10 protein-coding genes and 5 pseudogenes are annotated in these 22543 nt (G+C 70.0%); 3 read left to right on the forward strand and 12 right to left on the reverse strand.

Translation table 11 applies throughout. The features are described 5' to 3' along the window. The 7 genes and pseudogenes from ABZ656_RS39710 to ABZ656_RS39740 form a co-directional block, all read right to left on the reverse strand. A pseudogene (locus ABZ656_RS39710) lies at window positions 1-1867 on the reverse strand (hypothetical protein); the annotation flags it as partial. Next, window positions 1867-3270 carry a type VII secretion protein EccB gene (eccB, locus tag ABZ656_RS39715; protein WP_101402697.1) on the reverse strand — a complete coding sequence of 468 codons (1404 nt, stop codon included), beginning with the start codon at window positions 3268-3270 and terminating at the stop codon, window positions 1867-1869. The pseudogene ABZ656_RS39710 and the gene eccB, both read right to left, overlap by 1 nt. A 9-nt stretch (window positions 3271-3279) precedes the next feature. Beyond that, window positions 3280-4674, reverse strand: coding sequence for a type VII secretion integral membrane protein EccD (gene eccD, locus ABZ656_RS39720; protein ID WP_360274918.1), 1395 nt, complete (start codon window positions 4672-4674; stop codon window positions 3280-3282). Window positions 4675-4754: 80 nt separating this feature from the next. Beyond that, window positions 4755-8705, reverse strand: a complete 3951-nt coding sequence (gene eccCa / locus ABZ656_RS39725; protein WP_101404006.1) for a type VII secretion protein EccCa — start codon at window positions 8703-8705, stop codon at window positions 4755-4757. A 268-nt stretch (window positions 8706-8973) separates the two neighbouring features. Continuing rightward, the gene (locus tag ABZ656_RS39730) at window positions 8974-10053 is read right to left on the reverse strand and encodes a hypothetical protein (protein WP_129592189.1); all 1080 of its coding nucleotides are present in this window, start codon (window positions 10051-10053) and stop codon (window positions 8974-8976) included. A gap of 256 nt (window positions 10054-10309) precedes the next feature. Continuing rightward, window positions 10310-10960: a response regulator transcription factor gene (locus ABZ656_RS39735; RefSeq protein WP_101402694.1), complete on the reverse strand. Its 651-nt coding sequence runs from the start codon at window positions 10958-10960 to the stop codon at window positions 10310-10312. Between the two features lie 511 nt (window positions 10961-11471). Next, a complete protein-coding gene (locus ABZ656_RS39740; RefSeq protein WP_101402693.1) occupies window positions 11472-12347 on the reverse strand; it encodes an alpha/beta hydrolase in 876 nt (291 codons plus the stop codon). Between the two features lie 677 nt (window positions 12348-13024). On the opposite strand from ABZ656_RS39740, the pseudogene ABZ656_RS39745 reads away from it, so the two are divergent. Then, a pseudogene (locus ABZ656_RS39745) lies at window positions 13025-13293 on the forward strand (transposase); the annotation flags it as partial. Between the two features lie 2 nt (window positions 13294-13295). Further along, window positions 13296-13446, forward strand: a pseudogene (locus ABZ656_RS39750) (IS5/IS1182 family transposase); the annotation flags it as partial. A 55-nt stretch (window positions 13447-13501) separates the two neighbouring features. On the opposite strand, the gene ABZ656_RS39755 reads toward ABZ656_RS39750, so the two are convergent. Next, window positions 13502-13714 (reverse strand): hypothetical protein, encoded by a 213-nt coding sequence (locus ABZ656_RS39755; RefSeq protein ID WP_101402692.1) that lies wholly within the window; start codon window positions 13712-13714, stop codon window positions 13502-13504. Between the two features lie 98 nt (window positions 13715-13812). Between ABZ656_RS39755 and ABZ656_RS39760 the strand changes: the two are divergent. After that, window positions 13813-14163, forward strand: a pseudogene (locus ABZ656_RS39760) (hypothetical protein); the annotation flags it as partial. Here ABZ656_RS39760 and ABZ656_RS39765 read toward each other — a convergent pair. The 4 genes and pseudogenes from ABZ656_RS39765 to ABZ656_RS39780 form a co-directional block, all read right to left on the reverse strand. Further along, window positions 14146-17022: a BTAD domain-containing putative transcriptional regulator gene (locus ABZ656_RS39765; protein WP_101402691.1), complete on the reverse strand. Its 2877-nt coding sequence runs from the start codon at window positions 17020-17022 to the stop codon at window positions 14146-14148. The pseudogene ABZ656_RS39760 and the gene ABZ656_RS39765 overlap by 18 nt on opposite strands. Window positions 17023-17154: 132 nt before the next feature. Further along, window positions 17155-17872: pseudogene (locus tag ABZ656_RS39770) on the reverse strand (IS5/IS1182 family transposase). A 316-nt stretch (window positions 17873-18188) separates the two neighbouring features. Beyond that, window positions 18189-19772, reverse strand: coding sequence for a SagB family peptide dehydrogenase (locus ABZ656_RS39775; RefSeq protein WP_101402690.1), 1584 nt, complete (start codon window positions 19770-19772; stop codon window positions 18189-18191). Between the two features lie 22 nt (window positions 19773-19794). Further along, the gene (locus ABZ656_RS39780) at window positions 19795-21975 is read right to left on the reverse strand and encodes a TOMM precursor leader peptide-binding protein (protein WP_360274925.1); all 2181 of its coding nucleotides are present in this window, start codon (window positions 21973-21975) and stop codon (window positions 19795-19797) included. Window positions 21976-22543: the final 568 nt, after the last annotated feature.

Below are 22543 nucleotides of genomic sequence, written 5' to 3' on the forward strand. Positions count from 1 at the left end.
GGGACGGTGGGTGCGGGGCAGCCGGCCCCGTGGAACCGTCCGGTGCGGGGGCGTTGCCCTCGTCCCCGGAGGGGGAGGGGGCGGGGGGCGGCGCCGTGGCGGACGCCGCGGCGGCCCAGATGTACGGTTCGGGTTCGGTCACACCGGCGGGCGAGCCGGGCGTCCGCTCCCCCGCCGGAGCCGGGTCCGCAGCCGGTCCGGCGACTCCCACGGGCCTGGCACCGACCGTCGTGTCGATAGGCCCACCGCCCGCCACCTCGATAGGCGCACCGGCCGTCACTCCGGTGTTCGTGACCCCGGTCGTCGGCACCGCGGCCGGAGTCACTCCCGTCGCCGTCGCCTCGGCGGCGGCTGTCCGCGGGTGCTGCCCGGCGAACGCGTTGCCGACGACCGGTGCAGCGGTGGCCGGCCGGGCCGATGGGCCGGTCGGCTCGTACACGACGGCGGCGGCCGGCGCGGTGACCCCGGCGGGAGCGGCGGGGACCGCGGCCGCGGCGCCGGGCTCAAGGGCCGTCGACCCGCCCGCTGCCCCCTCCGGTGGCCTGCCATGCGCCACGCCGGTCACAGCCGCACGCGCGGGAGCGGCGGTCAGTTCATGCGCCCTTGCGTGCCGGACCATCTGCGCTGCGGGTACCAGTCTGACAAGGGTGCGCAGTGCGGGGTCGAGCCGCTGGAGCAGACGCTCGGCCAGTTCGCGCATACGGCCGGTGGCGTGCGCGACCGTGCCGAAGACGACGTTGATGTGCCGGGCCGACGGCGCGGAGGAGCGGATGACGGCGGCCTCGGCCGGTTCCTCTGACGGACGCAGCCACAGGCCGCTGGGCACCACCTCGAGCACGGCCTCGTCGTACTGGTAGCGGCCCGGGGCGATTTCCGGGAGGTCGTCGAGCACGGACCGGTACCCGACCACCACGGGCCCGGTGGGCCGCCCACCGGTCGACCTGGCCGGGGTGTAGCGCAGTTGCCGGGCGAAGGCGGCCCAGCCGAGTGAGCCATCGGCGTCCAGGGCATGTACTTCGGGGGTGTCCCCCGCGGCATGGCTCACCGGCAGGCCGTTGTCGAGGGTCACCGGGAAGCCGAGCCGGTCGGCCAGCGCCTGGCCTGGGCTGCTTCCTTCCGGTACGGCCAGGGGTCCGTAGGCCACGAACCGCACCAGGTCGCGGACGCCGGGCAGCAGGGAGTCCCAGAACCTGGAGACGTCGTCCAGCGGCAGAGCGTCCCCGCCGGGGCAGCCGAGGACGACGGTCAGCAGGTCGGGCCGGTACGCGAGCCGGGACACCAGGAGGCCCCGGTGGGGGGAGAGCGCGTCCTCGTGGCCGTCGCCGCGCAGCCACACCCCGCTGGGCAGCGGATCGACCACGCTCCGGTCGCTGGTCCGCCAGGCCCGGTCGGACACGCTGAACTCCCAGACGGGCTTGGGGAAGCGGCGCGCTACGGGGGTGGGCTGCCGGCGCGGACGTAGGCGTACCCATCCCGATCCGCCGTCGGCGGGGATGTAGAGCACACCGCCGGCCGCCGGGACCAGCGCACCGTCGGGCACGACGACCGCACGGTCGAGCCGGTCGGCCAGCCACTGCCCGACCGGCACGATGCCGCCGGGCAGTCTCCGGCCCATGACCAGGCGGTAGCCGTCGGAGGTGCCGCGGCCGAGGAGTCGGGCGAGGACCGTCCAGGTGGCGTCGGTGGTGTCACTCGGCAGGTCGAGCACGACGACCTGGTGTTCGGGGTCGGCGGGCAGCCCCTCGGCGAAGGCGAGGGCCTGCCCGCTCAGTTCACCCTTGGGATGGACCAGGAGCGTGTGGCCGACCCGGCGGCCCTCCAGGTCGAGTGCCTCCGCGTCCCGGCGCAGCCTGACTCCGAGTGCCATCAGTGGCCCTTGGAGGCGGTGGCGGACGGTGACGGAGAACCGGCCGGGAACGCGGGCACGGCGGCCAGAGCTTCGGTGCGGGACAGCGCCGGGCCGGTGTGCAGGAGGTCGAGGAGGGAACGGGGCACGGCACGCACCTGCCCGCCGCCGAAGCCCAGGGCCGACAGGGCGGCGCCGTCCGCGAGCGGGTACTTCACGCCCAGTTCGGTGACCAGGTACACCTGCGGGGTGACGCCGCGCGGCGGCAGCGGGAGGGCCTGCACCAGCAGCCCGTGGCCGACGGGGACGACGGCGGGCGGCGCCGAGGCGGCGGGACGGTCTTCCAGGGTGACCGTGGTGTGCACCTTGGTGCCGCCGGTGGTGTGCTGCCGCAGGCACACCGCCGAGCCGCCGGGGCGCAGGACGGGGCCGGAGAGGAAATCGGGCAGCCGGTGCAGCAGGGAGCGGTCGGCAGAACTGCCGACCGCGGCGATGTCCCTGGGGGTCAGCTGACGGGGTTCGGCCGCACCCTTGCTGGTGGCGAGCAGCTCGAACTCGGTGCGGGTCAGCGGGGCCAGGCCGTCGGAGCGCAGCACGTAGAACTGGGTGGGGCCCCTGCCGTCCGTTCCGGTGGTGAACACGTCGCCGACGCGGGCCTCCCGGTCGCCGACCCGGGGGCCCTGCCTGCCGCGGCCGGGCACGTCGGCGGCGCCGGCGGTCGGCCCCGCGGGCAGTGCGGCGAGCCAGCTCTCGGGGGCGGGGATCGGGTCCTGTCCGTCCAGCTCCAGCGCGACGAGGGTGGAGCGGTCGCCGAGGCGGTACCGGGTGCCGTTCCACAGCAGATACTGGGTGCCGTCGGTGGCGCGCAGCAGGACGCGCCGGCCGGTCGCCGACCTGCGGGCCGGGGACGGATCGGCGGGCGCGAAGTCGACCGTCTCACCCTGGTTCTGGTGGGGCGTCAGGCACCGGGTCCAGTCACCCGTCAGCAGTGCCGACGCCTGGGGTACGGAGTCGGGCGCGGCGAGGATGCCGATCTCCACTCCGCGGCGCACGTGGGCGAGGGAGTTGCGGGAGACGGTGTGCACGGTGGTGCCGCCGGCCGACCCGGCGGCACCCAGCAGGGAGGAGGCGTAGTTGGCCACCGGATGCAGGACGCCGTCGACGTAGAGGTAGCGGGTCCCGGTCTCCTTCTCCACGACGATGGCGTTCGGCCTGGCCCAGGCCGTGTTGCCGCCCGGTTTGATCAGGCCGTAGATGGCGAACCCGGCGCAGGCGAGCACGGCGAGGAGAACTCCGAGTACCACGCCGAGGACACTCCGGCGGGCCGGCGGCTCCCCCGTGGAGGGTTCTCCCGACACCAGCGCGGCCGCGAGCCTTCCGGTGGCGAACTGGTATGCGTGGACATGGTCACGACGGCTTTGCACGGGGTCCTCTCAGCCGGCCAGGGTGCGGAAGTACCAGTAGACGTGCAGCACTTGGAGCAGCAGCGGTACCAGGGCGAGGGCGGTGACCGTCTCCAGGATGTCGGCGGTGTGACCCCAGATGGGCAGGAGCCGCATGGACGGCAGTTGTCCGGCGGCGAGCAGCAGCAGCGCCACCGCGGCGAGCAGCAGCACGACCAGAAACGCACGGGCCTCGGTCCCGCCGGACTCCAGCAGCCAGGTGACGGCCAGGATCAGGCCGAGCGTCCCGGACAGCGCCAGTGAGATGCGCTGCCCGGTCTCGGTGACGCTGCGGGAGCGCAGGGTCACGGCGGCGGCGAGGGTGAGCGCGAGCAGCCAGTCGAACCAGCCGGAGTGGCGGGTCAGGAGCACGAGGTCCAGTGCGTAGATCACGGACGCGCCGACGGTGAAGAGCGTGAGGTGCGCGTCGGCGGCGGCGACCCGGCGTGCGACGACCGGCTCGGTGGCAGGCTCGACGTCCTCCTGCAGTTCGTCCGCGTTGCGCGGCAGTTGGGGCACGCGCAGCCCCGCCAGGCGCAGGACGAGCCGGGGTGCGACGGTGCTCAGCACGAACATGGTGACGGCGACCACCGAGCAGGCGGTGGTCCCCGACCAGTCCAGGTCGACGGAGAGGAAGGCGCCGACTTCGGCGGCGACCGACACGGTCAGCAATGCGCCGAACAGCCGGACCGGCACTTTTCCTGCGACCAGCAGCGCCGTGGCGGCCACGGCCGCGCAGGCGGCACCGGCGAGGAGTTCGTGTCCCGTGGGTGCCCCGAGCGCGATCGCGCCGCGCCAGGGCGTCAGACCGGCCGCCGCGGCGAACGCCCAGCCGCCCACCCCCGTCACCAGCACCGTGGCCCGGTCGGCGCCGCTCCGAGCGGTCAGGAGGCATCCGGCCAGCAGGGCCACGGCCACGGCGCCGGACTGCGCGGCCGTGGGGCCGCCGGGTCCGACGGTCAGGGTGACCAGGGCGAGCGCCGTCAGGGTGAGGCAGGCCAGGACGAGGAAGAGACGCCGGGTCAGCTCGGGCCGCCAGCGGTCGGAGCGGGTGCCAACGACCGTGGCGACGCCGTCGGCGAGGTCGTCGAAGACCAGCGGGGGCAGGATCTCCTCCACCGGGCTCAGGTACAGGACGTCGCCGTGGCGCAGGCCCAGGGTCTCGGGGGTGGCGTCGGGGTCCAGCGGCTGCTCGCCGAGACGCTGCAGGACGTAACCGCCGGCGGGCGCGCCGTCCGGTGCGAGCCGCGCGGCGAGAACGGGCAGGAGCGTGCCCAGGGTGACGGTCCCGGGCACGCCCAGGTCGGCGCGGCGCTCCGGTCCGACGACGGTGATCCGGCAGACGGCCGTACCGTCGAGGTCCGGCATGATGCTGGAGAGGGTCATGGGGGCTGGGCTCCTGCGCTCCTGTGAGACGGCCTGAGTGGTGACTGAGTGGCGGAGGTCCGACCCGCCGCGGGGAGGGGTCAGGCGTCGTCCACCAGGCCGGTCTGGATGAGCCTGACGTCGCGCCGGGTGACCAGCTGGGCTCGGCCGGGGACCAGCGTGCGGGGCTTGGCCTCGCCGATGAACTTGCCCTCCTCCTTCGGGTAGGAGAGCACCAGGGCCGGGTTGCCGAGCTCCCAGACCCGGCGCAGCAACGGTTCCATCATGGCGCGCATGGCGCTGGAGGTGGAGCGCGCGATGACCAGGTGCATGCCGATGTTGGTGCCCTGTGCGAGCAGCGGCACGAGGGGGGTGGTGGGGCTGTCCAGGCTGCTCGCCACGAACAGGTCGTAGTCGTCGAGCAGAATGAACAAGCGCGGTCCCTGCCACCAGTCGCGCTGGGCGAGCTGTTCGGGCGACACGTCGGGGCCGGGCAGCCGCTTGGTCATGGTCATCACGGCGCTGTTGGCGAGTTCCCGCAGCCCGTCGGCGTCGACGGTGTACCCGGCGCGGTACTCCTCCGGCACGTCGGCGAGCAGTCCGCGTCCGGGGTCACCGAGCAGGATGCGTGCCTCGTCCGGCGAGAAGCGGGTGGTGATCGCCCGGGCGACCAGACGCAGCGCGTTGGTCTTGCCGGTCTCGCCGTCGCCGAAGACGAGCAGACTCGCGTGGGCGGAGAAGTCGTGCCACACCGGCTGCAGTCGCTGTTCGTCCCAGCCCAGGCAGACCCGCAGGTCCCCTTCGGGTGCCGGGAGTTGCCCGATGGGCAGGGTGCTGGGCAGCAGCCGTACGCCCGGAGCGGTGCGTCCGGTCCAGAAGGTTCCGATCTCCGCGGCGGCGATCTTGGTGGCCGCGGTGAGGTCGTCGGTGGCCGACGAACTGTCCAGCCGGGGCAGCGCGGACAGGAAGTGGAGGCCGGAGGAGGTCAGTCCGCGACCGGGCTGCTGCGGCACGCCGGCGGCCTGGCGGGAGCCGACCTCGGACTCCATGGTGTCGCCGAGCCTCAGCTCGAACTTGGTGCCGAGCAAGTCGCGCAGCTTGTTGCGGATCTCCGACCAGCGGACCGCGGACACCACCACATGGATGCCGAAGGACAGGCCACGCGCGGCGATGGCGGTGATGCGGTCGTCGAGGTCGTCGTATTCCTGACGGAGCGTTCCCCAGCCGTCCACGACCAGGAAGACGTCTCCGTGGGGGTCGTCGACTCCGCCGGAGCGCCTCAGTTCACGGTAGGCGGCCATCGACTCGACGCCGCGTGCGGTGAAGGTCTGCTCGCGGCGCTCCAGGAGCTGCGCGAGCTCCTCGATGCTGCGCAGCACCTTGTCACGTTCCAGTCGCGTGGCGACCGAGCCTACGTGGGGGAGGCCGGCGGTGGAGACCAGGCCGCCGCCGCTGAGGTCGAGGCAGTAGAACTGCACTTCCTCGGGGGTGTGGGTGAGCGCCAGCGACAGCATCAGCGTACGCAGCAGGGCGGACTTGCCGGTCTGTGGGGCGCCGACCACGCCGACGTGTCCGCCCGCACCGGAGAGGTCCGCGACGAGGAGTTCGCGTATCTGCTCGTGCGGTCGGTCGACCATGCCGAGCGGCGCGCGCAGGCTGCCCAGATCGGGCGATTCGGCGGTCATGCCGCGTACCGGGTCGGGGACGATGCCTGGCAGCAGCTGGTCGAGGCTGGGCGACTCGGCCAGCGGCGGCAGCCAGACCTGCCGGGCGGGCGGGCCGGCGTCCGTGAGCCGGTCGATGAGGACGTCCAGGAGACTCTCGTCGCTGTCCGGCTGCGGAGCGGGTTCGGGTTCGTGGCGTGTCTCGGCCGGCTCGTCCGTCCCGGGCACCGGGCGCTGCTGGTCCAGGCCGAAGTCCACCAGCTCGCCGGGGGCCGCCGCCGTGGATTCGGCCACCGGTCCCGTGGTGGGCGACTGCGGGCAGGGGCCGGAGACGTAGGCGGCCTTGAAGCGCACCAGGTTGGTGGTGTCCACCCTGAGGTAGCCGTTGCCCGGGGTGGACGGCAGCTCGTACGCTCCGGCGACGCCGATGACGCTGCGTGACTCCATGGAGGAGAAGGTGCGCAGGGCGATGCGATAGGACAGATGTCCTTCGACGCGGTGGATGCGTCCCTCGTCGAGCCGCTGCGACGCCAGCAGCAGATGCACGCCGAGGCTGCGGCCCACTCGGCCGATGGTGACGAAGAGTTCGACGAACTCGGGCTTGCCGGCCAGCAGCTCGGAGAACTCGTCGACGATGACGAGCAGCGAGGGCAGTGGGGCGAGCGGCGCTCCGGCCAGCCGGGCCTTCTCGTACTCGTACAACGACGCGTGTCCGCTGGCCCGCAGCAGTTCCTGTCGTCGTATCAGTTCGCCGTTGATGGAGTCCTGCATGCGGTCCACCAACGGGAGTTCGTCGGCGAGGTTGGTGATGACGGCCGACGTGTGCGGCAGTCGTTCCGTGTTGAGGAAGGTGGCGCCGCCCTTGAAGTCGACCAGGACGAAGTTGAGGACCTCGGAGGAGTGGGTGGCGGCGAGGCCGACGACGAGGGTGCGCAGCAGTTCGCTCTTGCCGGAGCCGGTGGCACCGATCAGCAGGCCGTGCGGGCCCATGCCGGCCTGGGCGGACTCCTTCAGATCGAGTTCGACGACCTCACCGTCCTCGGTGACCCCGATGGGCACCCGCAGCCGCGCCGCCTGGTCGGTGCGGCGCCGCCACTGGGCGGCCACGTCGAAGGTGCGCGGGTCGCGGATGCCGAGCAAGGTGGTGAGTTCGAAGTTCGAGTCGAAGGGGTTGTCCGTCAGGTCGATGGTTCCGCTGGTGCGCATGGGGGCCAGCAGCCGGGCCAGGTTCTCGGCACCGTCCTGGCTGAGCGCGTCCGCCTCGGCCCGGGCCTGCGCGTCGTCACCGACCGGGAAGGAGACATCGCCGTCCTCCGCGGTCAGACGGAGAACGGAGGGACCGCCCGGCATGGCGCCTGTGAGGTCGAGCAGGACGCTGTTGCGCAGGCCGTTGCCCAGCAGGCGCGAGTCGGGCGGGATCTGCGCGCGGTGGGCGACGACCACCACGAAGGGTTCGGCGGCGCTGGGGGCGGCCTGGGGGTCGTGGTCTCCCCGGTCGAGGACGTCCGGGCCGAGCAGGTCGAGCAGGTCGCCGTGGTCGGTGGCGACCAGCCGCAGGGGGCCCGCCTGGTCCCGTTCCCTGGGGTGGGCGTTGTGGGGCAGCCACTTCACCCACTCCCAGGCCTCGCGGTCCCGCCGGTCGGTGAGGACGGCGACGCGCAGTTCGTCGGGCGAGTGCAGGGCGACCAACTGTCCGAGCATGGCCCGCACCAGGTCCAGGGCGTCGTCGATGTCGCCGGCGAACTCCACGCTGGTGAAACTGCGTAGCGCCACCGGGATCGGCATGCCCGGCACGGTCTGGAAGGCCTCGGTGAACCGGCGCAGTGAGATCGCGGTGAGCGGGTCGAGGTCCTCGACGGGCTTGGTCTGCGGGGGGACGAGTTCCAGGGCGGCACGCCGGGTGCCGAGTCCGATGCGGACCTTGGCGAAGTCGTCGTGGGCGGCACGGCGTTCCCAGACACGCGAACCCTGGACGAGGGACCACAGTTGCTGCGGCGAGGGATTGTCGTGCACGGCGGCGGCGACCTGGGCAGCGGCGGCCTCCCGGACCTGGCCCCGCAGCTGGGCTAGATAGCGCATGTAGTCACGGCGTTCCGCCCGCATCCGCCGTTTGCGCTCGAAGCCCGACCGGCCGATCTGGCCGAGGCCCATGGACATCATCGAGATGCCCATCATCCCGGACATCATGTACGTGGTCGCGGAGCCGCCGACGACGAACATCATCCCCATGGCCCCGGCGCCGACACCCATGGGCAGCATGACGACAACGGAACCGAGGTCGGCCACGGCCGGTTCACCGAGCACCGGAGGCTGGGCCAGCTCGATCTGGCCTTCCGGTATCTGGGGCCCAGATGCACGCGGTGGGCGTTTGACAACGATGGTGTTCATCAGGTGCATCTCCAGCCGGCAAGACCTCTTGCCAGGTGAACTTAGAAACGGGGATGGATACCCGCCAGGGCGGGCCGAGCTTCGTGCATGGACGGTCGGGGCGTCTGCCCGAACGCACGCAGCCGCCTCAGGGCTCGGCCACGGAGAGCCGGACGTGTTGCCCCGTTCGTGGGCGGGCAGCACGGCGGTCCGTCCCGTCCTCGGGGAAGCGGACGGGACGGACGATCAGGAGGGGTGTCCCCTTGAGTGACGTGCCGTCACATGGTCGTCACATGGTGGTACCGGTGGACCACAGCACTGCGCCGCCAGACCGGATGGTGACGTTTCCGCCGGCTTCGAGGACCAGTTGGGCGCCGTCGTGGCCCATCGTTTTCGAGGCCCAGGCAACCCTCCCGTCCTGCGTGTAGACCACGAGGTTGCCGTCGCCCTGGAAGGCCGCCATGGCGCCCTGCCCCACGGTGCCCGACCACCACAGCGGGGTGCCCTTCTTGTCGTAGAGCACCAGGTTGCCATCACCCTGGAAGGCCAGGATGATCCGGTTGGTGACCCAGCTCTGGCCGGGTTCGAGCACACTGTTGCCGTTCACCACGGTCGTCGTCCAGTGGTTCTGCGGAGTGCTGCTCGCATGCGGCGTTTCAGCCGGGGCGGAGGTGGCGGAGGCGTGGGGCTCGGACATCGGTTTCACGAGCCGTGTTTCATGGGTGGGCAAGGTCGCGGCCACTTCGGCGATGCGGTGGGCCCTGTCGGCCCCGCTGTCGTTGCTCTTGGCTGTGCCGGAACCTTCCGGCTGCGGGTACGCGCTGCTGCCGGTGTCCGGGTACTGCTTTTCCGGTGCGTAGCCCCCGCTCGGATCCTCCGCCCCGGCCTTGACCGAGTGCGAGGGTGAGTGCTCCCCGAACAGGGCGGGCGCCACCAGAAGTAGTGCGCTGAGTACGCCCGCTCCGGCCAGCACAGGCTTGGCGAGTTTCACACGGGACGTGGCACGCCCCTCCGTCTGGACGTCGGGCCCGACGGAGGGGCTCTGGGCACCTCGGCCCCGGTGACGCCGCCTGCGGGGAGCGGCGGAGGCGTCGGGCTCGGGGCGGGGCGCCCGGACCCCGGTGGTCGCCGGGACCGGGACGGGCGCGAAGGCCGGGGTGGGTGTCGTGGGAGGGTCGGCCCTCTCGGCGCGCGGGCCGGTACCGTCGGAGCTCAGGGACCCCGCGGTGGCAGCGGAGGCCGGGCCGGCTTCTCCCGTCTCCCCCAACGGCGCTAACTGCCACGGGAGTTCGTTTTCCCACACCGCCTGACCGGCCGACGCCCCGGCGGACGGGTCGGGGCGGCCGGTGTCCGGCTCACGGTAGTTCATCTGCATGCCTTTCCCGGTCAACGGGTGGGGGTGATCGATCGACGGCGACCGATGGACGTCGTTGTGCCCGTGTGGCCACCCGACCGGCCGACGCCGGAGGACGGGTAGCACGCAGCAGAGCTGCCCGTCTCGGGGCATGGCCACCACAGTGCAGCTCTACTGCGCGTCAGCCTAGGCAGGACAAGTCCGCATCGGCGGCCTCGGACCCGTGTCGTGCACGGACGCACGGCGGCCCTACCCTTTTCGGCAGAGGCGGTCACAGGATGCCCACGCGAATGGCGTAGGCGACGGCATGGGTCCGGTTGCGCAGCTCCAGCCGTTTGACCACGGTCTGGATGACACTCTTGATCAGGCGCTCGGAGTAGCTGAGCTTGTTGGCGATCTCCACGGTGTCCAGGCCCTCGGCCAGGAGTCTGAGCACGTCGACCTCGCGCTGCGCCAGCTCGACCGGCAGCAGCCCGATGGGCGATTCGTTCTTCTGCATGGTGCGCATCCGGTCCAGCAGCACGTTCATCAGCGTCGGAGGCACAACCGATCGCCCTTGGTACGCCTCGACTGCCGCCGTGACGATCTGGGTGAAGCTGGTGAACGGCCGTACCAGGAAGCTCGCCAGACCGTGGTTGACCGCGAGCGCCAACTGCTGCTCCGAGATGTGGTCCGCGACAAGCACGACCCTGATCCGGCCACCGGTGCTCTGGCTGGCACGGCTCATCGCGGAAAGGGTCTTGCCGCTGACCGTCGCCGTGAGCATGACCAGAATATCGGCCTCGGCCAGTTGGTCGTCCGATAACAGCCGGACCCGCTCGTGCGCCGCCAGGAAGGCGACCGTGCCGTCTCGGGTGAGGGGGTCGTCGGCCTGTACGACGACCCCCGGCACCAAGCGCGCCTCGTTTGTGTGATCAGGCATGGGACTCCTTATCAAGAGCACGACATCGCACCGGGAAGCACAGAGTTCGGCGCGCACCAGCGCCAGGAGCCATGCCGATCAACGGATCGAGCCGAGTCCGTCTCGGACCAACGGGCTTCCGCATGCGTACTCATTTACTAAGAACGGATCTTGGCAGGGGCCGCACACGACCCGGCCACTTCACCGGCCATCGATGCACGATGAAGCAGAAGCCGTGCCCGGGTGAGCAAGTGCAACCCCGGGAGCCCAATCGGAACCGGTACGAGGCGACGGCACAATGGCACGCGGCGTACCGATCCGGCGATCTCACGCGCGCCCGCGCCCGCACCACGACGTGCACGAGACGGTCAACCTGCCCACAGGCATGCTGTGGCGGTCGCCTTCACCCGGTGCCCTCGATGTGACTGTTGCCTGGGCAGGCATGGCCTCCGTAGGAAGAGCCCGTAAACGGACGCTCACGAGAAAGCAGGCGTGGCCCAGCTCGCCCGGCGGCTGGGCTGTGACGACCTTGTCAGGAGCGGTCGGCCGCTCGGGCGGCGTCGAGGATGACGTCGGTCACCACATCGGGCCGGGTGATCAGTGACAGGTGGCCGGCGTTGACCTTGGTGATGTGAGCCCCGGCACGGGTGGCCATGGCCAGCTGCTCAGCTGGGGGGATGACGTGGTCGGCGGTGCCGACCACGGCCCAGGCGGGGATGGTCTGCCAGGCGGGCGTACCGGACGGTTCTGATCCGGCGCTGACGGCGAAGGGGCGCTGGCCGGCCGCCAGGAGCTTGGCTTGGGCGCCGGGGACGCCGTTGGCGAAGCAGTCCGCGAATCCCTTGTAGGCGCCGCTGGGTGCGGTCTTGAGGTAGGCGTCGTAGTCGCCCTCGGGCGAGCCCGGGTAGGGCACCAGGTTCAGGAACGTCGACGGGTCGGCGGTGACGCACGAACCGGGCTGGGCGGCGTTGATCTGGAATACGGTCTCGCCCTGGGCGGGGATGTAGGCATCGTCGTAGACCAGGGCCTTGATGTCGGGATTGCCCGCGGCGGCGTTGGTGATGACCATGCCGCCGTAGGAGTGGCCCACCAGGACGACCGGACCCTGAATGGTGGCCAGGTAGTTCTTCAGGGTCTGCGCGTCGTAGTCGACGCCGCGCAGCGGGTTGGGCGGGGCGACGACGGTGTAACCGTCTTGCTGGAGACGGCTGATCACCGGGTTCCAGCTCGACGCGTCCGCCCACGCACCGTGTACGAGCACGATCGTCGGCTTGGTGCCGCCGTCTTCCGCCGTGGTGGTCGCCTGCGCGACCACCTGGGTGGCCGGCACCACCACCGCGGCGATGGCCAGGGCGCATGCGGCAGCCAGCACGCGAGACTTGCGCAGTCGTCTTCCGCGGAATCGCATGATGAAAGTCCTTTCGGTGGCCCTGTCATAGGCGGCCACGGGAGTGAGGTGACCGAATGCCGATGCGACATCGGTTCAAGTACGGGTGTCGGGCACGGCCAGGACTGTGGAACAAACGGAAACGTCGCGTCCCGGGGAGGGCGCTGAGAGGCAGCGTGCTCCACGTCGTGGTCCTTCGCCGTAGAACGACCCCAACCTCGGATCACGCGCAAGGCGCATCGGTGTCGTTGCTCCCACGCTAAGCCCACGATGGGGGCAGTAATGGCTCGCGCGCGCACCATCGCTGTACCAGCAGCGCACGGAAGGCGGCGGCCACACCCGAGTGACGGATGACGTGCAAATGTCGGTGCGCTGTGAGTACGGATCCCGAGCGTGGACCGAACATCCGAGCGTGTCGGTGGACCCTGGCCGAGCAACGCAGCTCCGGGTGGCATGCCCCTTGTACTACGGCCGGAAATCATGTGACGGCGCCCGAGTGGCGTCGATGAACGGGCATGATGCTGGATGTGACGGCTGAGCGGATGCCGAGTGGGATGCGGAACTGTCCGCGTTGACCGGTTCGCCGGGACACTTGTTCAACGGGCCGGGGCCGCGGGAGGTTTCGTCCAGTTCATCGAAGGGATGCTTGCCGGGTTGCCCGGCGAAGAACGGCCTGCCGTCGGCCGAGCGGGCCGGGCATGGCCGGGGTGGCCTTCCAGCTCTGCCGCCTGACCGACGATGTCCTCAACTTCCAGGTCATGGTGATGCTCAGCTACGCCACCACTGCCGGGCATGCTTTCGTCGGCCGGCGCCTGTACCTGCCCGAGGAGTGGACCGTCGACCCGATCGCTGCCGCGCGGCCGGGATTCCCGACGAGGTCACCTTCGCCACCAAGCCCGAACTGGCCATCGTCATGCTGACTCAGGCCCAGAAGGCTGGGGTGCCGTTCGCCTGGGTACCGGCCGACACCATGCCCGCAGGAACGAAGTCGAGCGGTTGGTCAACCAGTTGAAGATCTCCCGGGCCGTAGCCACACGCTTCGACACGCTTCGACATGAGAGCGTATGTCTTTCACGGCACCGTGACCGCCGCAGCCATCCGCCTCAGGCTCCGCACCTGACCCACCAGCAGAACCTGATCCTCGGACGTGATGCAGACGTCGTACTCCTTCGCGTTCAGCAGGCCGTCGGGGCTCGGTTCTTGATGCTGATCTCGACCAGCCATCCAACGCTGTACGGGTCTTCGATGATCAGCTCGGGTTCGTCGCTCAGGGCGTCGAACCGGTCGCCGATGTTGGGCTGCTCCACATGGACGAGGTCTCCGAGCTGCTTCTGGGCGTGGTCGGTGATGCCTACGCGGACCTTGCCGCCGCTCGTGGTGAGGCTCATTCGTCAGGAAGCGGCGGTCGAAGAAGAACGTGGGCTGGTCGCGGGCGGTGATCGACTCCTCCCGTGTGCGGCGGGCCTGCTGGGCCCACAAGCGGCTCAGTCCGGTCGGCCACGCACGACCGGGCAGCAAGCACCACGTCCTCACCGATCCCAGCCGCGGGGGGGCGTGGTGGGCCTGGCCCGGACGCCGTCCAGGCGCACTCCTTGCCCCGACCGCGGCTACGGCCACGACAGGTACCGGCGCCTTTTGTGGGCATGTGGCATTCGTCCGGTCATTGCCGAACGGGGCCAGGAACACGGCTCTGGCCTGGGCCTTTTCCGTCCGCCTTCGGATCCGACGGGAGCGACACGGTGACATCCACGAGGCATGCCCAGGCCTCGCCACGTGCCTGATCACCTACGGGCATGTCCAACGTCTTGGTCAGTACCTCTTACTGGGCTGCCGTTGATCCATCCAGTTTTGTCCGCACATGCTCTGCTTCCGGCCGCTCGATCTGTTCGAAAAGGGCGATGGCGCGGCGCCAGGCGTCACGGGCGGCGTCCAGATCGCCCGCGTCACGGTGCACGTCACCGAGCCGTTCCCATGCGCCCGCCTCGTTATACGTGTCACCGAACCGCGGCATCAGCTCAGCGGCCCGGCGGAAGCAGCTGATCGCCTGCTCGAACTCGCCCAGCCGGTGGTGCGCGGTCGCTATGGTGTCCCAGGCAGCGGCCTCGGCATGCGTGGGAGCGATCGTGCGCGCCAGGCGGACGGCCTCCTCCGCGTGGATGATCGCCTGTTTGTAGTCTCCGAGTTGCAGCTGGAACCACGCCATGCCGCCGAGACCGATGGCCACCGAGTCCTGGAGCCCGGCGGCCCGGTAGTGGCTGACGGCCGTCGCGACTTCTTCAAGTGCCTCACGGCTGCGTCCCTGTTTGTCCAGGACCCAGCTCGCGGCCGAATGGGTGTAGGCCAGTTCCGTGGTGTCGCCGAGTTTGTCGGCGACTTCGAAGGCCAGACGCAGGTGTGCATGGGACGCCTCGTACTGCCCCAAGTCGGCCAGCGTGCGAGCGAGCTTGCGCAGCGTGGTGAGCTGTCCGAGCAGATCGCCTTTGCGCCGTGCCGCATCAAGTCCGGTGCGCAGGGCGGATGCCTCGTCCTGCCAGCGTCCCTGCCCGTACAGGAAGACGCGCATGGAACAGGACAGTTGCCAGGCGTGGGTGAGGAACCCCGTGTCCAGGGCATGCCCGACGGCCGCCATCAGCACGTCGTCCTCGTTGGTGAACCAGGTCCGGGCGTCCTGGCGCCCGGTGAAGGATTCGGGGTTCGCGCCGGGCCGGGCCGGCGCCAGCTCCAGGCGGTTCCCGTTGGAGCTCAGTACCTGATCGGCCGCGTAGGCGGTGTGCAGGTAGTAGTCGAACAGACGGTGTTGGGCGGCATGACGTTCGGCTTCGGCGTCGTGTGCGGTGACGAGTTCGGCGGCGTAGGCGCGCAGCAGGTCGTGGAAGACGTAGCGGCCCGGTGCCTGTTCGGTGATGAGTTGAGCGCCTGCCAGCTCGCCGAGGGCGAGACGGGCCTGGCGCGCCGGCAGGGCGGCGAGAGCGGCCGCCGTGTGAGCGGTGAAGTCGGGTCCCGGGTGGAGGGCGAGCAGCCGGAACAGCTGGGCGCAGTCGGGCGGCAGCAGCCGGTAGGACCAGGAGAAGGCGGCACGGGTGTCGGCTGAGCCGCTGGTGGAGAAGGCGTCGAGGCTGCCGTGGGACTGGCGGAGTTCGGCGGCGATCGCGGCGAGCGGGAAGCCGGGATGGGCGGCGGCACGGGCGGCCACCACGGCCAGGGCCAGCGGCAGACGGCCGCAGCGGGTGATGATCTCCTCCCCCGCTTCGGGTTCGGCGGCCAGTCGGGCGGAGCCGACCCGCAAAGCCAGCGCGGCGCGGGCGTCGGTGGCCGGCGGCAGCCCCAGGGACAGCGGGCGGGCTCCGGAGGCGACCAGGCCGGGCAGTTGGCCGCGGCTGGTGACGATGGTCAGGCAGCCGGACGAGGCAGGCAGCAATGGCGCTATCTGGTCGGCGTCATGGACGTTGTCGAGCAGGACCAGTACCCGGCGGTCGGCAAGCAGACTGCGGTAGAGGCCCGTGAGCGCGTCCACCCCCGCCGGGAGGCGTCGCGGAGACACGCCCAGCGCGTCGAGGAATCCGCGCAGTGCCTCCGCGGGGTCCACCGGCTTGCCGACCGGATCGAAACCGCGCAGGTTGAGATAGAGCTGGCCGTCGGGGAACTGGTCCGCCACCTCATGGGCCCAGCGCACCGCCAGCGTGGTCTTCCCGACTCCCGCCATTCCGCTGATCAGGCCGATCACCGGGGCAGCGGCGAAGGCGCCGGTCCCGGTGGTGAGGGACAGCAGCTGGGAGAGTTCCGTCTGCCTGCCCGAGAAGACTGCCAGGCCGGGAGGCAATTGGGCCGGCCGGACAACGGGACTTACCGGTTCCGCCCCCACGTGCGGCTCCACATGGCTCTCTGGCTCCGCAGGCGCGTCGCCGGCACGGTCGTCGCCGCGAGGGACGGCGGGCGCGGGCAACTCGTGACGGAGAACCCGCTCATGCGCCGTGTTCAGCTCCTGGCCCGGAGTCACACCCAGGTCATCCACCAGCCGTCGCCGGATGTCCTGGTAGGCAGCCAGGGCTTCGGCCTGGAGTCCGGATGCGGCCAGCGCCGTGACCAGTCTGGAGTACAACGACTCGTTCAGCGGGTCAAGGAGGGCGGCCTGCCGCAGCGGGCTCAGCAGCTGCTCCGCCCGGCCGCACAGGAGAGCCGCGTCGACTGCCGTCTTCGCCGTGTTCACCAGCTCTTTGTCCACGGCGACGAACTGCGGATTCGCGCGGACGGACGCCGGGAGGCCGCTCGTGACCGGACCCTGCCACAGCTTCAGGGCTTCCGTGAAAAGCGTCACCGCCGCCTCGGGCCTGCCCGTCGCCACGGCCCGTCGGCCTTGCCGGGCGAGTTCACGGAACCGCAGCAGGTCGACCTCTTCCACCCGCGCGTCCAGCAGATGGCCACCGGTCCGTCGGACGATCCAGCGGCCCGGGGCCCGGGGCGGCAGCTGCGGTTCGAGCAGACGCCGCAGCGACCCTATGTAGCGGTGCACCACGTTCACCGCGCTGGCCGGCGGCCGCTCCCCCCACAGCACGTCGACGATCTCACTCAGCTGAACCGGCTGACCAGCCCGCACCAGAAGCAGACCCAGCAGCGCACGCTGCTGGGGAAAGCCGAGGTCGAGTTCTGTCCCCTCACGCACCACGCGTATCGGCCCCAGCACTTCAAAGCGCATCATTCAACGAACTCCCTCACTCCAGCCCGGAAGCGTGGCGGAAGAAAGCTCCAGGCCCGGCGCGCGAGGAGACCAGACCCTGTGCGCCGAGGGCCAAACTTACCGTGCCCTCCGCCCTAGGTTCTGTCCGGTGGGTCATGCGTGGAGCCTGAGGTGGATGGCTGCGGCGGTCACGGTGCTGTGAAAGACATGGACTCTCTTCTCGAAGCGTGTCGCCGTGACCCGGGGAAGTCTTCACCGGTTGATCAGCCGCTCGACTTCGTTCCCACGGGCATAGTGCGCTGGATCGAAACCGGCGGATCGGCCACTGTGGCTGTCGCGGCGTTGACGGTGGGCCCGCTGGTCGTGGCGCTCGGGAATGGTGCGCTTGATCTGCCGATGCCGCAGCTAACTGCGGTTGCGGCGCGATGAGTACGCTTGTCACCGCTCACGTGATCCGGTCGGGTGCGGGGATGGCCACCAGCGGGGCTGGGTACGTGGATCCCTCCAGGACCGGGATCACCCGCGGGGTGTCATCCATTGTCCGGGTGTGACCAGCATGGCCAGCGGCCGTAGTCCGCCCTTACGGGCCAGGTGGATCGTCGTTGTCAGCCCGCCGCGTGAACGGCCGAGGGCTTCATCCGGACGGTGTGCCGGCCGGCTGCACTTGCCGGATTCCCGAGGCGCCTGCTTGCGGGCGCCGACGGCGCTGGTGAGCGCGGCACACCCGGGAGTCCACACCCATCCACAACCGGAACAGAAACCTGTTGATCCCCTGCCGGTGGCTCTTCCCACACCCGCCCCGGCCAGCGTTCTTCGGCAGGTGAGGCCCCAACCGAGCCCATTCCTCGTTCGACAAGTCACCCCGCCCCACGCCGAGCGGAACGATCGGGACACTCGGCAGTCACACGACCCGCCGGTCACGCCCCGGTGAAGCGGGAGGCTCCGGCGTGCCTGGGGCTCGCCTTCGGAGCCCACGTCGACGATGCGGGTGACCTCCGTTTCCGTGTACTCGTCGTTCGGGCCGCCACGCATGATCGCAACGTGGACCCACAGGGCTTGGTGTACTTGCTGGTGAACTGTTTCCCGATGCCGGTCAGCCCTCCCGGTGACACTTCCCTACAATCCGGACATGGCGCTATCAAGCGGGCTATTGGCCTTAGGGGTCAACGTAGCCCCTGGAACAGGCCTCAGCCGTCGTGCGTGGAGGGCTGACCGTGCAGGCGTTCCGTCGCGATGGTGTGCCAGTCATGGTCGTTGGCCGGTCGCCAGGAGGTGCGCCTGGCAGGAACTGCGGATGGCGGGGAGGCGGCGCTCAGCATGAACTCGCCGACGGATGATTCCTGAAGGTGGTCGAGGCCCAGAATCTTTTCGGCCTCGGCGCTGTCGCCGTTGCCGAGGGCGCAGGGGGCGAGCTTCATCGCGGTGGCGATCAGGTACATCGTCTGGTAGGCGACTCCGACATGTTTGAGGGTGGTCGCGTACGCCATGCCGGCGTATTTCCATGACAGGCGCTGAAAGCGGGAGGTGAGCGTGATCAGTGCGTCTGGGGGTGTTCCACCGCTGGTGGCGCGCATGGCCCGCTCCAGGAGGCGGGTACGGTCGGCGGGATCGGCATTCACCAGCACGAGTCGGTGGGCGAGCGGGTCGTAGTGGTATATACCGGCCTCTGCGCCGCGGCAGCGCCGGAGAGTCAGGTAGAACTCCAGGTCGTAGGTGGCTCCCCCGCTGGGGTAAGGGCGGGAGGTCGCAGCGTAGGGGACCGGCTGCTCGGCGTCCTGGTCGATGAGGGAACGTATCCGTGCGGTCCGGTAGAGGAATTCACCGAGTTGCCGGAGCGTGATCGGATCCTGTGCGGGCTTGCGGACCGAACGCCGGGCTTCGAGGGCGACTGTCAAGGGAGGGTCTGCGTCCAGGACTGTGGTGAGGTCGGGACGCGGCAGAGCGATCGACGGCCCCGGGAAGGCAGGCCTGATGGCAGGGGTGGGGGGGATCTCGCCGGTGAAGGGGAAGACGCCGCCGATCGGGTAGTCGTGCCTTCCCATCCGGCTGCGTGAGTGGAACAGCATGTCGTGAAAACTCCACTGCCGCGCGGTGTCGGAGTCTTCGGGGAACACTCCGTCAGCGGCTTGTTCCACCAGCGCGGCACCGGTCAGGTGGCTGGTCAGCCGGATCGCCTCTACTTCCGACAGGCCGAGTCCGCCGACCAGTTCCGTCACTGTGGTGGCCGTGCCGAGAGCCGCGACGAGTCCGGCAGCCCGGGAGTTCAGAAGACGCACGCGTCGGGCGGAGTTGGGCGACTCCAGTACGAGGCCGTCCGCCTCTCGCCGGAGGTAGGCGAAGCGGGACAGGCGCAGCGGAACGTCCCGGGACGGTGGGAGTGGCTGATGGCGCGACTCGCAGACCATGGTTTCGACTGCCAGCGCGTCCTTGCCCGAGGCATCCGGGACCCGGTACTCGACGAGACGCTCCAGTCGGCCGATCACCACGGCCAGTGAAGGGGGCAGCACTATCAACCCTTCCTGGCCGGCCTGGGTGTCCGCGTCAGGGATCACCAACCCGGTGGCCATCCGCAGCAGGGTCCGGCGGACGCGCTCGGGTACCTGGCGCAGCACGAACGTGTTCGCCGGGTGTTCGACCCGGATCGCTCCGTCAGCCTCCTCCACCACCACTGTTCCGTTCCGGAACGTCAGATGTACAGGGGCGTCGGGAGCGCGCCGGGAGGATTCGACGGTCACCGTGGCGGACGGTGCCGCGTCGGGATTGCTGTCCAAGTGGTGCTTCCTCCGCTGCGGTTCACAGGAACATACGGATCGGGTTGAGGTCTTCCTCGGTGGTGGGGGCTGCAAGCCAGCCGAGCCGCACGGGAACGTCGTACAGGCGTCCAGGTGCGAACCGTGGCCAGAAGTGCCGCAGTCCCGGCACCATGACTTTGACGACCGGCATGTCGATGTCCGGACGCGTCTGGTCGGCCACCAGAACCTCCATGCCACCTCTCTCCAGAGCCTGCCGCAGCGCCTCGACATCGCTCAGCGGGTCGGTCCGCTTCCGGACGGGAAGGCTCGTGGCAGCCGCGTCGAAACCGTCCAGCAGGGGACGTAGATAGGGTTGGTTCTCCACGGTGGCGGTGCGCCACCAGTGGAGGGACAGCTCGTCCTCCGGCGTCGGCGGCAGACTGCGGGATTCCGCACCCGCCGCGACCGGCAGAAGCTGATTCGCCTCGCTCATGGCCTTGGAGACGGCGACTCCCATGTCCAGGTCCGCTCCGAAGCCCATCAGGATGCTTTCCGCGGGCGAGTCGGTCCGCCGGGAGATGGCCGCCGCGACCGGGATCCCGAGGTCGGAGGTGAGATCCAGTACCCATGCCTCACGGCCGAGCGAGGCGTGGGCCTCCTGCCAGGTGGTGAGGTGGGCAAGCGTGAGGCTGTCCACGGAGGCGGCGGGACGCCGAACGCGGTTGTACCACCACACTGAGACACTGTCACGTTCGACCAGTTCGAGGAGCCCTTGCAGAACGGCTTCCTCCTTGGTGCCGCCGGCGGCGCTGCCGTTGGAGTCCGCGTAGATGAACCTCCCGGCCGCCGGTACATGCGGGTACCGGTAATACAGCGCGGCAGTGGGCACGTGAACGTGCCGCTGTCCGGTCAGGGACCACACCGGGGACCAGTCATGAGTGGCATTCTCGTCGAACGGCTCGGGGACCCGGTGGAAGGCGATCCGACGGGCGTTCCATTCCGCTCGGTCCGCATACTGCCGTTCGCTGTAGAGCTGGAGGGCGTCAGGGTGGACCGCTTCCCCCGCGAGGTCCCGGTAGGTGGTACGGATGCGGTGTTCGTCGCCCTGCCAGACCGCGGAGAACCGCTCAATGGCCTCGCCCAGAGCGCCTGCCTTCGCCTGGGCCGCACTGGCGCCCTTGCCCGCGCTCCGGCCACGCAGTGGTCTGCGGTCCTTGCGGGAACTCGGTCCGTGCAGCGCGAAGTTGTGGCCCGCCGTGCAGACGTGCACGAGGTCAGTGCCTGTCTCCTGGAGTGTCAGATCGGTGACGATGCCTGTGACCGGGCTGACAAGATGCCCGTACGCCGTGAGCATCGCTTCGGGCGACAGGGAGCGACGGCCGTCGCCGGAGATGCTGTGGGTGGGCCGGTGTGTCAAGGTCACCGGGCGCAGCGCCCGCGCCTGGAGCAGCCCTGGGTCGCCGCACGCCGGGCACTGGGGCCGACGCACCAGACGGTGCCGCTCCGTTCGCAAAGACACCGTGTCGAAGGTCAGTACATGCGGGTCCGGCTCTCCCGCCCCGGCCATCCATTGCGCTATGCGCAGGACCGCGAGCCGCGCGGTGAGGTGGGACACCAGGTTCCCCCCTACCGGAACCTCGGCCGGAACAGGACCGCCACCCGTCACGCTTTCGATGAACGCGGCCTCGATGTGAAGCCCCGCGAGACTGTACGCGGCACAGTGCCAGCAGGCCGTCCGGCCCGGTTCCAACACCGGACTCAGGAAAGCGGTACCGCCCGTCAACTTCGCCACGCACCAAGGCCGCCGCGAGACCAAAGCCTTCTCGTCGGCAGCCAACAGGTCAGGATGGAGGAGATGATCGGTGACCACGATCTCCAATGCGGCATCCTGCTCAGTGACCCGCAGCCCCGCTGCTCGTACGGCCTCGACCAGGGAGGCCGCGTCCGCGCCACCCACGGCCGTCACACTGACAACACCGCGTGCGAGCCGGCGCTCCGCACACGCGGCATTCACTCCCACCAACTCCCAGTAACCTGCGGCCCGCAGATCCTCGCCCGGACCGGACTCCACCAGGAAGCCGGCCCCGGCCAGTTTGTCGAGCTGGTGGCGCACGCTGTCGGCAGAAAAGGAGGCGGACGCCCGCTCGACGACCTCGTCGCGGGTGTAGCGGCCGTCGAGAAGCGGAGCCAACAACTGGATCATCGCACCGTGCAGTACCACGGTGCGGCTTCCGAGCAACAAGAAGACACCGTCACCCGGAACCGGGTGGACACCGATATGTCCCTTGAACCTGATGTGCTTAACGGTCATCGCCTTCCCACTGCAGCCGAACACAAGGGGCCGCACAGGAGGGCGCCAAGGCGTTTCCCGTGCGGCCCGTGAGGCTCAGCTCAGTCCTCGGTGGCCCATTCGGTCTGGCAGAAAGCGGCCTGGGCCTGGCCCAGCTCCTCGATCACGATGCTGTCCTCAGCGATCTCCGGCGTGATGTCCATCAGGGACCTCCCGATCTGTTTCGACGATGTCAACGATCACCGTCTTCTGGTGATCTTGTACATTGGCTTTCCGAGCTCCGCAGGGCGGTTGTCGTGGGGCCTTCGCCAGGCTATTGCGGCTGCCGATCGGCTGATTGACCGTCAGCGCACCGTATGAGGTCTGGCAGCGCACCGGCCGGGTTGAGCTTGGCGTCCAACCTCGCCGGGTCATCTGATCTGCTGGTCTTGGCGTCTTGCTGAGACAGCGGGACGACCGTTCTTCACGCTTCGAGGGTCGGGCAACGTCGCGTGAAGCGACACGAAAGTGGGACAGCACG

The organism is Streptomyces sp. NPDC007095, assembly GCF_040634475.1.
Lineage (GTDB): Bacteria > Actinomycetota > Actinomycetes > Streptomycetales > Streptomycetaceae > Streptomyces.